At 33.5% G+C, this 12,814-nt stretch carries 10 protein-coding genes; 5 read left to right on the forward strand and 5 right to left on the reverse strand.

Annotation, left to right across the window (positions count from 1 at the left end; genetic code table 11):
- Window positions 1-36: 36 nt before the first annotated feature.
- The 3 genes from B0A65_RS03285 to B0A65_RS03295 are packed head-to-tail and all read right to left on the reverse strand — an operon-like array spanning window position 37 to window position 5,591.
- The gene (locus tag B0A65_RS03285) at window positions 37-2,460 is read right to left on the reverse strand and encodes an ABC transporter permease (RefSeq protein ID WP_074659279.1); all 2,424 of its coding nucleotides are present in this window, start codon (window positions 2,458-2,460) and stop codon (window positions 37-39) included.
- A 1-nt stretch (window position 2,461) separates the two neighbouring features.
- Complete coding sequence (locus B0A65_RS03290; protein ID WP_074659280.1) at window positions 2,462-4,873, reverse strand: ABC transporter permease; 2,412 nt, start codon at window positions 4,871-4,873, stop codon at window positions 2,462-2,464.
- A 4-nt stretch (window positions 4,874-4,877) separates the two neighbouring features.
- Window positions 4,878-5,591 carry an ABC transporter ATP-binding protein gene (locus B0A65_RS03295; RefSeq protein ID WP_083370421.1) on the reverse strand — a complete coding sequence of 238 codons (714 nt, stop codon included), beginning with the start codon at window positions 5,589-5,591 and terminating at the stop codon, window positions 4,878-4,880.
- Window positions 5,592-5,867: 276 nt separating this feature from the next.
- On the opposite strand from B0A65_RS03295, the gene B0A65_RS03300 reads away from it, so the two are divergent.
- Both B0A65_RS03300 and B0A65_RS03305 read left to right on the forward strand, forming a co-directional pair.
- A complete protein-coding gene (locus B0A65_RS03300) occupies window positions 5,868-7,232 on the forward strand; it encodes a sigma-54-dependent transcriptional regulator (RefSeq protein WP_074659282.1) in 1,365 nt (454 codons plus the stop codon).
- A gap of 49 nt (window positions 7,233-7,281) precedes the next feature.
- Window positions 7,282-8,616 carry a sensor histidine kinase gene (locus B0A65_RS03305; RefSeq protein WP_074659283.1) on the forward strand — a complete coding sequence of 445 codons (1,335 nt, stop codon included), beginning with the start codon at window positions 7,282-7,284 and terminating at the stop codon, window positions 8,614-8,616.
- Window positions 8,617-8,633: 17 nt separating this feature from the next.
- On the opposite strand, the gene B0A65_RS03310 is transcribed toward B0A65_RS03305, so the two are convergent.
- Window positions 8,634-9,095: a response regulator gene (locus B0A65_RS03310; protein WP_207556404.1), complete on the reverse strand. Its 462-nt coding sequence runs from the start codon at window positions 9,093-9,095 to the stop codon at window positions 8,634-8,636.
- A 396-nt stretch (window positions 9,096-9,491) separates the two neighbouring features.
- Between B0A65_RS03310 and B0A65_RS03315 the strand changes: the two genes are divergently transcribed.
- The 3 genes from B0A65_RS03315 to B0A65_RS03325 all read left to right on the forward strand — a co-directional run bounded on the left by B0A65_RS03315 (window position 9,492) and on the right by B0A65_RS03325 (window position 12,160).
- Window positions 9,492-10,367, forward strand: coding sequence for a helix-turn-helix domain-containing protein (locus tag B0A65_RS03315; RefSeq protein WP_242670216.1), 876 nt, complete (start codon window positions 9,492-9,494; stop codon window positions 10,365-10,367).
- A gap of 77 nt (window positions 10,368-10,444) precedes the next feature.
- A complete protein-coding gene (locus B0A65_RS03320) occupies window positions 10,445-11,629 on the forward strand; it encodes an FAD-dependent oxidoreductase (protein WP_074659286.1) in 1,185 nt (394 codons plus the stop codon).
- Window positions 11,630-11,743: 114 nt separating this feature from the next.
- The gene (locus B0A65_RS03325) at window positions 11,744-12,160 is read left to right on the forward strand and encodes a VOC family protein (protein ID WP_074659287.1); all 417 of its coding nucleotides are present in this window, start codon (window positions 11,744-11,746) and stop codon (window positions 12,158-12,160) included.
- A gap of 71 nt (window positions 12,161-12,231) precedes the next feature.
- Here B0A65_RS03325 and B0A65_RS03330 read toward each other — a convergent pair whose 3' ends face one another.
- On the reverse strand, window positions 12,232-12,774 hold the full coding sequence (locus B0A65_RS03330; protein ID WP_074659288.1) for a DUF3575 domain-containing protein: 543 nt from the start codon (window positions 12,772-12,774) through the stop codon (window positions 12,232-12,234).
- Between the last annotated feature and the right edge of the window lie 40 nt (window positions 12,775-12,814).

The following is a 12,814-nucleotide window of genomic DNA, read 5'->3' on the forward strand; positions in this document are numbered from 1 at the left end:
GGTTGAGGTTAGTTCTAAAAGAAGTAAAGACTTAGTTTATTCATATTTCAAATACTGCAAAACATCTGTTTTTGTAGCGGAATAAGCTCTTGAAAGCACAATTATTAAGGTCAGAATTAGTAAAATGACGAATCCGAGAATAAATGGAAATACGCTAATGGTAATTCTAAAAGCAAAATTCTCCAGCCATTTGTTCAATAAATAATAAACGGGAAACAATGCTATTAGAAAGCCAATGATACAATACAAAATATATTGCTTCGATAATTCTTTCAATAAAACATTGGTATCAGCACCAAGGGTTTTTCTAATGGCGATTTCTTTCATACGTCTTTGTATCGAATAAGAAGCCAAAGAAAATAATCCGAAAAGGGCGATAAGAATCACGATTACATTTAACAGCGAAAAAAGGTTTTTTTGTTTGATGTATGCTTCATACGTTCTCGCATATTGTTTATCGACAAAATCATATTTAAAAGGATATTCCTGATCCACATTTGCGGTCCAGAACTTCTCAATGTCTGCCAGCGTATTTTCAGTACTTTGAGATTTTAATTTTACGTAAATGGCACTCATGTTTTCCGCCATATGCAAGGTTTCAATATGATAAAACGTCATTGGAGGAACTTTGACTTCAGGACTCAATAAATTAAAATCTTTAACGACGCCAACAATTTTTAAATTTTGATTCCGAATCAGAATTTCCTCCCCAATCGGGTTTTTCATGTTCATCAGTTTAGCAGCGGTTTCATTTATCATAATAGAATTTACAGTATCTGAGGCAAGTTTTCTGTCTAGTCCTCTACCTTTTACCATCTTGATTTTCATCATTTCAAGCATTCCAAAATCGATCCCAATATGTTTTGCTTTGAAAAGCACATCGTGATATAAAAGTGGTGCTAAAGAATTGTCTGCGCCATCAAAAGATACAAGTCCGGTTGAAACGTTTTCAACTCCGTCAATCTTGCTAAGCTCCTGCTTTATTGTATTGTATTTGTTGAAAATGGTCTTATCAATATTTTCTCCTGCATAGTAAGAAGGCGGAAGGTGTAAGTCGATTGCAATCAACTGATCTCCTTTAAAACCAAGATCTTTTTCGTTTAAATATTTTACTTGCTGGTATACAATGCCTGAACCAATAATAAAGAAGGTTGCAATAGCAAATTGAAATATCAGCATTCCGTTGCGGAGCCACACGCCGTTTTTACTTCTTGAAAAATTACCTTTCAGGACTTTCAAGGTTTCAAAATTAGAAACATAAACAGCCGGAAATATTCCTGCAACCAAAATAGTAATGATAAAAATTAGAATTAGTTGTAAATAGAACTGTCCTCCAATAATCATTAAATTTTTGTTTAGAAAATTATTGTAATAAGGCAAAGTCAATTCGACAATAACCAAAGCAATAAAGATGGAAAACAAACTGATCAAAGTTGTTTCAAATATAAACTGAAAAATAATATTGCTTTTTGATGCACCAACAATCTTGCGGATTCCTACTTCTTTAGCGCGTTTTATGGCAGTAGCCGTAGCCAAATTGATATAGTTGACGATAGATAAAATGAGAATCAAAATCGACAACCCCACCATGATTAACAAAAACTGATAATTGCCACGGCCTTCAGGATATCCATCTGTGACAGACTGTAATCTGGCTTTTGAAAGAGGCTCCATGAAAACGCTAAAATGACCGACTTTTTTTGTCATTTCTTCCGGAGTAAAACCAGCTTGTTTGGCTTCTCTTACAATGACTTCGTCATAATAGGCTTTTTCAAGCATCTTTCGGGTTTGCTCCACTTTTGAAGGATCTTTTAGTTTCAAAAGTATTTTTAAAGCAAACAAACTTCTGCTTTGCGCCGGATCTGCAAGATCTTTCATTCGGTTTACTACAACATTTGGAGCAATCGAAGAATTACCCGGAATGTGGTATACCGCACGAACGACAAACAAATTGTCAAGACAATTAATTTGTTTGCCAATGGGGTTTACATTGCCAAAAATACGTTTTGCAAGAACATCAGAAATAGCAATACTTGCTCCGTCTTTTATGGCACTTCCGCTATTTCCCTGAACAATTTTAAAAGGAAACAGAGAAAAGAAATCACTTTCGACATTGATTATTTTATCAACGAATTCTTTCTTGCCCTTATAAATTATTTTACTTTTTTGATACCAGCTATCCGCAAAAACAATGTTTTCGACATTGGAATCTTTTTGTAAATAGGCTTTTAATCGCACGGTGTTATCAGTGCCAACAGGCGTATCTGTTAATTGAACCAAAACCTGATAAACATTGTCTTTTTCAGGATTCCAGGCATTGTAGCTTTGTTCGTCGTTCCAGTAAAGTAAGGCGAAAATTAACCCCGCGATTCCTATCGCTAATCCTAAAACATTTAAAGCCGAAAAGAACTTGTTGTTTTTAAGGTGATAGATAAATATATTGATCCAGTTTTTTAGCATTTTACTCGTATTTTAAGTATTTTAAAACATCAATTTTGGTTACCTGATACGCTTTTGCCAACACAATTGTCAAGGTCAAAAACATCAAAGAAACAAGTGCGACAAAAAAGGGAACTACAGGAATGTCAATTCTAAAAGCAAAATTTTCAAGCCATTTTCGCAATAAAAGATAGGCGGGAATTATTCCGATCACAAAACCAATCAAACAGAAAATCACATATTGTTTTGATAATTCCTTCAGTAAAATATTGGTTTCAGCGCCCAATGTTTTTCTGATCGCGATTTCTCTCAATCTTCTTTCCATAGAAAAAGAAGCTAAGGCAAACAATCCGAAAACGGCAATCAGAATTACAATTCCGTTTAAGAGTGAAAATAACTCACTTTGATTTTGATATTTTTTATAGGTTCTGGCAAAATTTCTGTCAACGAAATTAAATTCGAAAGGATATTCTGTATCCACTTTTGTTGTCCAGAATTTTTCCAGAGACCCAATTGTTTCAGGCATTTCTTGTGGTGCAATCTTTACGGAAATATTGATTAAATCTTCTTGCATCCAATCGATAGCAGTGATATGTAAAAAGAACATGGGCGAAATTTGGTTTTCGAGCCCAAAATAATGGAAGTCTTTTACTATTCCAACGATTTTGAATTTTTTACCTTCCCAAACAACTTCCTTATTAATAGGATCTTTTTCCAGCAATGTTTTAGCTGCAGCTTCATTTAATAACGCACTGCTTACACTGTCTGAAGCAAGTTTACTTGATAAGTCTCTTCCTTTTATTACTGGAATTCCTAAAACATCGAGCATTCCAAAATCAATCGCCATCTGTTGCGTTATAACTTCCTTATTGGTTTTATAATGCAAACCAGACCACGAATTGGTACTGGTTCCAATAGAAAATACACCTGCAGACACAGCCTGAACGCCTTTTATTTTTAGAAGTTCCTGTTTGATTGTTTTGTATCTCTCAAACTGCTTTTGACCTTTTTTAGGTCTAAAAGAAATATCCATGACTTGTGCGCCTTTAAAACCTAAATTTTTCTGCGCCATAAAGTGCACTTGTTGATACACTATAAAAGAACCAATAATAAAGAAGGTAGCAATGGCAAATTGCAAAACGAGCATTCCGTTTCTCAGCCAGATACCGTTTTTACTGCGCGAAAAATTTCCTTTTAAAACCTTCAAGGGCTCAAAATTCGAAATATAAATAGCCGGTAAAACACCCGAAACTAAAATGACAATTATAAAAATGAATATCAGTTGCAAATAAAACTGAGAACCTTCAAGAATTAAATTTTTGCTTAAAAGGGCATTGTAAAAAGGCAGTGAAAGCTCAACAATTACCAATGCCAATAAAAGTGAAAACAACGTAATTAAGGTAGTTTCAAATACAAATTGGGCAATAATTTGTGGTTTGGTAGCACCCACAATTTTTCTCACGCCAACTTCTTTTGCTCGTTTTATGGCATTTGCAGTAGCGAGATTAATATAATTTACAATCGATAACAATAAAATAAGAATAGATAATCCCATTAGTATTCTTAAAAATTGGAGATTTCCATTTCCGTCAGGAAAAGGATAATTTCCCTGAAAAAGCCTTGAGCCACGAAGCGGAAGTAATTTCGCCGTGGTAACTTCTCCATACTTTTTTAAATAGGCTTCATATGAAATACCTTCTTCCTTTGCCTGTTTTTTATAGTTATGCTCGACATAGATATCATTTAGACTCTTAACAATAGCAGTCGTATCGCTTTGCTTTTTTAATTTTAGCATTAGGCCATAGTTAAAACCCCAGCTTTCTTTATTTTTTTTCAGTTCTTCCTCAATTATAGTGGTAACAGCAGCAGGCATAACCGAAGATTTTCCAGATAAACGATATACGCCACGAACAACGAAATATTTCTCTGCGTATTTAACCTGTTTTCCCATTGGGTTTTCATCCTTAAACAAACGCGAAGCCGTTTCTTCAGATAGCGCAATACTATTACGATCATGAATGGCACTTTTTCCGCTACCCTGAATAAATTCAAAAGGAAAAAAAGAAAAGAAATTGCCTTGTGCCGAGAAAATCTTATCGATTAACTCTATTTTGCCATTATATTGAACCGTTTCTTTAGTGTAAAAAGTATTGAAATAACAATAATCTTTTAAATCTGAAGAAGTTGATTTTAATATTGGACCTGGTACTGCTGAGTTTACCGCCCAAATATTACCACCACCAAGATTATTTAAAACAGCGTAAATTTTATCTTTTTCAGGATTCCATTCATCATAAGAATGTTCCTCATTCCAATATAAAATCGCAAAAATCAATCCTGCAATTCCAATACCCAAACCCAAAACATTCAAAGCCGTAAAAAGCTTGTTGTTTTTGATGTGGTATATAAATATGTTAATCCAGTTTTTTAGCACGACTTTAGTTGTTTAAAGTGGCTGCAAAAACATCAACATTTCTGTTGTTTACCTTTTCAGAAAGAATAATTCCATCTTTCATTAAAATTGTTTTTTGAGAAAAAGAAGCATCATAATCGGAGTGTGTAACCATTAAAATTGTGGCTCCGTTGGCGTGTAAGTCAGTTAGTAATTCCATTACTTCATTTCCGTTTTTACTGTCCAAATTTCCGGTTGGCTCATCGGCTAAAATAATTTTCGGATCATTAATTAATGCTCTGGCAACTGCCACACGTTGTTGCTGACCTCCTGAAAGTTGCTGTGGATAATGTTTCAATCGATGTGAAATGTTTAATTTAGTAGCGATATCCTGTACTTTTTTCTTTCTTTCAGATGCTGGAACGTTGTTGTAAATAAGAGGCAATTCGATATTATCAAAAACGGATAATTCATCAATTAGATTAAAATTTTGAAAGATGAAGCCAATGTTTTCTTTTCTGGCTTTTGATTTTTCTTTTTCTTTAGTGCCAATCATTTCCTGACCTAACAATTGATAACTTCCGGATGAAGCGCTGTCCAGTAATCCGATAATATTTAGCAAAGTTGATTTTCCGCTTCCCGATGGTCCCATGATCGAAACAAAATCACCCTGATTGATTGTTAATGAAATTTCATTCAATGCATTAGTTTCTATTTCTTCGGTTCTGAAAATTTTTGAAAGTTTTTTAATGTTGATCATAATTGTTGTTTTAGATTGATGTTTTTTAATAATTTTTATTGCCGAAGTAACAGAAACGCACCTAAATTAAGATAATTAACAATATAGTTGTTAGCTGCCTATTTTTGTTACTTTTACCAACAATAATGTTGCACATATTTGATGATTTGTTAGTCTTAATGTGATTTTCATGCCAAAAATTTAAAGATTGTAACTGCCTTATTTTTAAAATTTTATTTTTTAAAAGAAATTAAAACTGTCCATTTTTGGACAGCTTGCGTCCAAAACTGAACAAAAATGAAAAAGACAAATGCCTCAATATTAATCATCGACGATCAGGAAGACATCCTTTTTGCGTCGAAAGTGTTTCTGAAAAAGTATTTTGAAGACATTTATACGCTCAATAATCCGAAAAATGTTGTCGAATTATTGTCGAAAAAAACTATTGATGTCGTTTTGTTGGACATGAATTATAGAATAGGTTTTGAAGATGGAAGGGAAGGATTGTATTTGCTGAAAGAGATAAAAACACTTTCGCCAAAAACAGTCGTGATTTTAATGACGGCATTCGGAAAAGTAGAAACTGCGGTTGAAGGCTTAAAAAACGGTGCTTTTGATTATATTTTGAAACCCTGGGAAAACAAGAAACTACTTGAATCGGTAAAACAGGCTGTCGATAAAGCCCGAAAAGACCAGAAGAAAACTAAGAATATCGAAACCGAAAATGACTTTTTTATCGGCACTTCTGAGATTATAAAAAAGGCGTATTCTCTGGCTGATAAGGTAGCAAAAACAGCTGCTAATGTTTTAATCCTTGGTGAAAACGGAACCGGAAAATTTGTTTTGGCACATCATATTTACAGTCAGTCTGAAAGAAAAAATAATCCTTTTATAGCGGTCGATTTAGGTTCGTTGAATTCGAACATTTTCGAAAGTGAATTATTTGGTTATGCCAAAGGCGCTTTTACAGATGCCAAACTGGATACTCCCGGACGTTTTGAAATGGCGCAAAACGGAACTATTTTTTTAGATGAAATAGGAAATGTTCCATTGCATTTACAATCTAAATTGTTACAGGTTATTCAAACCAAAACCGTTACCAGATTGGGCGAGACAAAACCAAGACCATTAAATGTGCGCATTATTACGGCAACCAATTTAAACTTGAAACATGAAGTTGCCGACAAAAATTTCAGGGAAGATTTGTATTACCGAATCAATACAATGGAAATTGTTTTGCCTCCGTTACGTGAACGAAATGAAGATAAAATTCCGTTAGCAGAATATCTTCTCGAAAAAATGATAGCCAAATACGGAAGAGACGAAATCACTTTCGATAAAAAAGTGTTGGAACAAATTGAAAAACATGCCTGGAACGGGAACATCCGTGAAATGGAAAATAAAATTGAACGTGCTGTTATTCTCTGCGAAAATAATAAGATTACCGTTTCTGACCTGGATTTAGAAATCATTACGGCTTATGAAGAAAATCCGGATGACATTCAGCTTTCTTCTGTAGAGAAAGCGGCTGTAGAGAAAGCGCTATTAAAAAACAACAACAATGTCAGTAAAACGGCCGAAGAATTGGGTTTGTCAAGAGGTGCTTTGTACCGTCGTTTAGAGAAGTATAACATCAATATCAAAACTGATGGATATAATTAAGGTTTCAAAAATTTTTAATTTTTAATTCTCAATTTTTAATTCTTAAAATATGTTTAAAACATTTCAAACTTATAAATTGCTGTTTTTGCGATTGATCCTGATTGTGGTGATGATTGAGATTTCGATTTACTTTTTTAAAAAAGAGCTATTGTTTACAGGCGTTTTCGGACTCTTTATTGTTTTTTTGCTGGTGCGTGAAATGTATTTTTATGTGCGGAATTTTGTTTTGCTTTACGATAAAACGATTGCTTCAATCCTGCAGAATGATTTTACTTCAGATTTTTCAAATCATAAATTCAATAAAAGTTACAATGATTTATTTCAACTGTATGATGTGTTGAAGAACAAACAAAACGAACAGGTTTCAAAAGACATTATTTACCGTTCGATTTTGAATAATATTGAAACCGGAATCATCATTTTGCAAAAGCAGGATTCAGATTGGGATATCTTTTTAATGAATGACTATTTTTCGAAACAGTTTAATGTTCCGAAAGTTTCAAAATGGAAATACCTGAAAAATCAATTGCCATCACTGTGTGAAATTATCGAAGAAGATGATTTTCACGAAATAAAAACGTCAGTAGAAATCAGCATTAACGAACAGAATAAACAAACTTTTGTTTTGCAGGCTTCGAGAACTGAGATTTTCGAAAAGGATTATTTTATTGTTTTACTGGATTCGATTCAGAATGTAGTCGAGAAAAAAGAGAAAGATGCGTGGGTAAATCTGATGAAAGTGATTTCGCATGAACTTTTGAATTCGATAACACCCATTCGGTCGATTTGCCAGAATTTGCAGGATTTGGTCGAACAGGATTCTTTATCTGCAGAAGATTTGGAAGATGTGAAAAACAGTGTTGAAACGATGTTGAGACGAAGCGATCATTTGCAAAAATTTGTTGAAGGGTATCGAAAATTGGCCATGCTGCCTTCTCCAAAAAAAGAAAAAATAGAGTTACATCATTTGATCGATAATGGCATTCAGGTTATGAATCCGTTATTTAAAGAAAACGGAATCGAAGTTACAAACGAAATTACTTTTAAACGTTGGGTTGAGGTGGATTCACAGCAGATCGAACAGGTTTTAATTAATCTTTTGACTAATTGTATTCATGCTTTAAAAAATGTTTCTCAAAAAAAGATTTTCATTTCGGCGGAAGCCAGAGAAAACCGAATATATATTAGAATAACGGATAACGGAAACGGAATAGAAAAAGAAATTGAAGACAAAATATTTCTCCCGTTTTTCACGACGCGAAATGAGGGTGCAGGAATTGGACTGACTTTGTCAAAGAATATTATTGAAGCACACGGTGGCTATATTTCGTATAAAAGTGAGGTTGGAAACACTATTTTTGAGATTTGTCTGGTGGAGAATTAGCCAACAGAAAACAGCCCTTAAGTTTTATTTTTCAATTTTGCTTTAGCGGTTTCTTTTTCGCCGTGGTGTGCCATCTTTTTCGCCTTGTACCAATATGTTACAATTGATTTAATGACTTTTTTAAATTTTTCATACTCGTACGGTTTTATAAAATAACTTTTCGTAGGGTTTGAATAGGCATCAATAATAAAACATTGTTCCAGCTTGGTTGTGAAAAACAAGTAGGGGCAATTGAGTTCTTTGCTTACATTTTTGTAAGTTCTATTAATTAATTTATAGTCTTCCATATGCATTAAAACAATGTCCGAAAAAATTAGGAATGGCTTTATTTGCTGTACAATTATATAATTGTAGGCATCTTTTCCAGAGGTAAAATAAACGACTTTATTTGAGAAATTCAGTTGTGCAAAAACTTCTTCAAATAATTTTCGGTCCTGAGGATTATTTTCTATTACGATAATGTGTCCTTCGTTATTCATGATGTTAATTAATACAATTAGCCAAAATGTTTGTTTTAATGATTGATTAAGATTATAATGCAAACGCTTCATAAATAAAGGACAAATATTCTAAAATGTTTTTAATTGCTTTTTATAAAATATTTCTAAAAATTATCAAAATTTTCAGTTTTCAAAAGCAATAATTGTGTTTAAATGATTTTTAATTCGAAAGAAGAAATAATACGGTAGTCCAAATTCAATTGCATGACACTTTCCAAAAAACGGAAAGTAGGACAGGGGAATTTAGAATGCCAACTTTGCTGAGAGAAATGAAGTGGCTGACAAAGGAAATAGAATTCACTTTGTGATAAAAGAAGTCATAAAAACTTTGATTTGTCCTATTTAGAACATCCTCACAATTAAAATTAAATATCTTTGTACAGAAGAAAATATGCGATGCCAAAGAAACCTAAAAATATCCCGATAATTGCAAAATCCAAAGACGGAGAGGGCATTTTTATTTCAACAATGTCAGTCGAAGATACAGATCTGTTTGAAGATGTAAAACATTCTCATCGTGATGATTATCATTTGTTTTCGTTACAATTAAAAGGCACAACTTCTCTTGAAATTGATTTTCAAAAATATACAATTGAATCCTCTTCCATTTTTTATATTAACCCAAATCAGGTGCATCGGGTAGTGTCTTTTCAAAATGTTAGTTTCAGTAGTTTGGCTATTACTAATGCGAGTCTGAGTCAGGAGAATCTGAAATTATTAGAAGAAATTACACCCGTAAAACCACTATTTTTATCTGCAGAAAAGCTTTCTATGGTTTCAGAAGTAGTTTCGTTATGTCTGAAATTTTTTGAAAGAAAAGACGAAAAATTATATCATTCTTTGCTAAAAGACAGTTGCAACGTATTAGTCTCTTTGATAGCTTCCTATTATTTGGAAGAAACGCATTCAGCTGATAAACTTTCCAGATTTGAGACGATTACTAAATCCTTCAAAACAGTATTGGAACATAATTTTAGAACGATTAAAAAGCCGACAGCATATGCTCAGCTTCTTACTATTTCGACTCCGTATTTGAATGAATGTATCAAGAACACCACAGGTTATTCGGTGACGCATCATATTCAACAGCGTATTGTCTTAGAAGCAAAACGTTTATTATATCATTCTGGTATTTCGGTAAAAGAAATAGCAGCCGAATTGGGTTATGATGATTATCCTTATTTTTCACGTCTTTTTACCAAAGTAGCCGGAATTTCACCATTAGCTTTTAGGAAAAAAAACCTCGAATAGGCCAAGACTTACGCTGTTTCTGCCTATTTTAAACTGATACTGGTTCGTTCCTTTGCAGTGATAAAAATCAGATAAAGATGGAAACGAAAAACAAAATAAATCTATTGCAAAATAAAAAGATAGCAATCATTGGCGGAGGCCCTGGCGGATTGACACTTGCGCGCCTTTTGCAACGAAGAGGATTAGAGGTAAAAGTATACGAACGAGACGAAAATAGAAATGTAAGATTACAAGGTGCAACACTTGATCTGCATTTTGAATCAGGATTAAAGGCACTTGAAAGCGCCGGTTTAATGGAGGTGTTTAAAGAAAACTACAGGCCTGACAATGATCGATATAGAATTGTTGACAAAAATGGCGTTCTTTTTATTGATGATCATGACAAAGAATCAACCGGTGCTTTTGGCGATGAAGCATTCAGGCCTGAAATTGACCGTGGTCCGTTACGAGATATTCTATTAGACTCGCTACAACCGGACACCGTTGTTTGGGACAGCCATATTGTTTCTCTTGAAAATAAGGATGATCAGTGGGAAATTATTTTTAAAAACGGCAAAACGGCAAAAGCTGATCTTGTGATTGGTGCCGATGGGGCAAACTCTAAAATTCGCCCTGTTGTAACTCCCATAAAACCTGTTTACTCGGGAGTTATTTATTTAGTAAGCAACATTTTGGAAGCTGAAAAGAATACGCCAAAATTGTATGAATTCGTAAAAGGCGGAAAAATTCTGGCGATGGACGATTCGAAAACCTTGTTTTTAAGTGAAAAAGGTGATGGTAGTCTGGATGTTTATATTGGTTTTAAAGCGTCGGATAAGTGGGCACTGGAAAGTGGTATTGATTTAAAAAATGTAAAAGAAGTTGCGGATTGGTTTAAAAAAGAATTTATCGGTTGGGACAATAGTTGGCTTGAATTGTTTGAGCCCGAAGAAACGGAATTTGTAGACAGACCATTATACGGTATGCCATTAGATCAAAGTTGGGAAACACAAAACAATATAACATTACTGGGTGATGCTGCACATTTATTGCCTCCAAATGGAGAAGGAGTGAATTCGGCCATGCTTGATGCTTTAATACTGAGTGAAAATTTGACAAGTGGGGAATTCAAAGAGCTAAAATCGGCCCTGGTGGATTATGAAAAACAAATGTTTGCCAGATTTGCCGAAGAAGGAAAAGAAACGGGCGTAATGATGGAGCAGATGTATTCGCCAGATGGATTAAAAATAATGATAGAACTGTTTAATGAGTTGCCGAACTAGATGTAGAATGGGATTATTTTTTTTGTTTAATGGTTTGTTAGAAAAGACTTTACGTACTACTAATATCAATTGTATTCGTTAAATTTGTAACGCTACACCCAAAATACAAATAGTATGGAAGACTCAAAAAAACAATCAGACTCAGGTTCTGATAAAACACCAAAAGTGACAGGAATAGGCGGAATTTTCTTTTTTTCAGATAACCCAAAAGATACAAAAGACTGGTATGCGAAAAATTTAGGACTTGATGTAAACGATTGGGGTTCGACTTTTGAATCCAGAAACATCAATAATCCAGAGGAAATCGAAGCGCTTCAATGGAGTACTTTCAAAAAAGGAGATGACTATTTTTCGCCATCCAAAAAAGAGTTTATGATTAATTACAGAGTTCAGAATCTTGACGGACTTTTGGAAAAATTGAAACAAAATGGTGTTGCTATTTTAGATGAAGTTGCCGCTTTCGACTACGGAAAATTTGTCCATATTATGGATGCCGACGGTAATAAAATTGAACTTTGGGAACCGATGTAAAAAGAATAAATTGATATATTTTATAAAAAAAACTCCATTCGCCGCGGCTAATGGAGTTTTTTATGCATACCTTAAAATCGATAACCAACATTTAAACCAATTTTATTAACGATGTTATGATTCGTTTTGTTTGCATTAAATAGCAAAAAACCATAACCTGCATTAATTTCAAATACAAAACCACTTTTGGTAAGCCATTTTCCACCTAAACCTACACCAATTGCACCATCAGTAACATCAGGATTTTCGGTGAATTTAGAATGATCTTCTGAATCATATATTTTTTTTCCATCAATTGAAGTCAACATTCCAAATCCTTCAGCAAAAAAACCGGAAGCATATTTCTTTCCAAAATATCTTCTGTAATAGGGAGATATATAATAATTTAAATCATCATTAATCGTGTCATCGTATACAGTCAAAAAAGAAATTCCCAATGATGATTTTTTGTTTAAAAGCCGCTCATACGTTGCCTCGATTGATCCGGACAAAGGAGAAATTACATTTAATTTTAATTCATTGTTTTTCTGATACGGATCTACAATAGTTTCATTTTGAGCTTTAACAGAAAAAAATGAAAACAAAATAACAGCTACCAATAAAGTTTTTTTCATATATAGTTTTGATTATAAATTGATTGGGTAAACTTATATC

Source organism: Flavobacterium frigidimaris (assembly GCF_002217275.1).
In the GTDB taxonomy this organism is placed as follows: Bacteria; Bacteroidota; Bacteroidia; order Flavobacteriales; family Flavobacteriaceae; genus Flavobacterium; species Flavobacterium aquidurense.

Coding starts and splice junctions, on each gene's coding strand:
- B0A65_RS03285 (WP_074659279.1), bottom strand. CDS start 2,460: ATGCTAAAAAACTGGATCAATATATTTATCTATCACCTTAAAAACAAC.
- B0A65_RS03295 (WP_083370421.1), bottom strand. CDS start 5,591: ATGATCAACATTAAAAAACTTTCAAAAATTTTCAGAACCGAAGAAATA.
- B0A65_RS03300 (WP_074659282.1), top strand. CDS start 5,868: ATGAAAAAGACAAATGCCTCAATATTAATCATCGACGATCAGGAAGAC.
- B0A65_RS03305 (WP_074659283.1), top strand. CDS start 7,282: ATGTTTAAAACATTTCAAACTTATAAATTGCTGTTTTTGCGATTGATC.
- B0A65_RS03310 (WP_207556404.1), bottom strand. CDS start 9,095: ATGAATAACGAAGGACACATTATCGTAATAGAAAATAATCCTCAGGAC.
- B0A65_RS03320 (WP_074659286.1), top strand. CDS start 10,445: ATGGAAACGAAAAACAAAATAAATCTATTGCAAAATAAAAAGATAGCA.
- B0A65_RS03325 (WP_074659287.1), top strand. CDS start 11,744: ATGGAAGACTCAAAAAAACAATCAGACTCAGGTTCTGATAAAACACCA.
- B0A65_RS03330 (WP_074659288.1), bottom strand. CDS start 12,774: ATGAAAAAAACTTTATTGGTAGCTGTTATTTTGTTTTCATTTTTTTCT.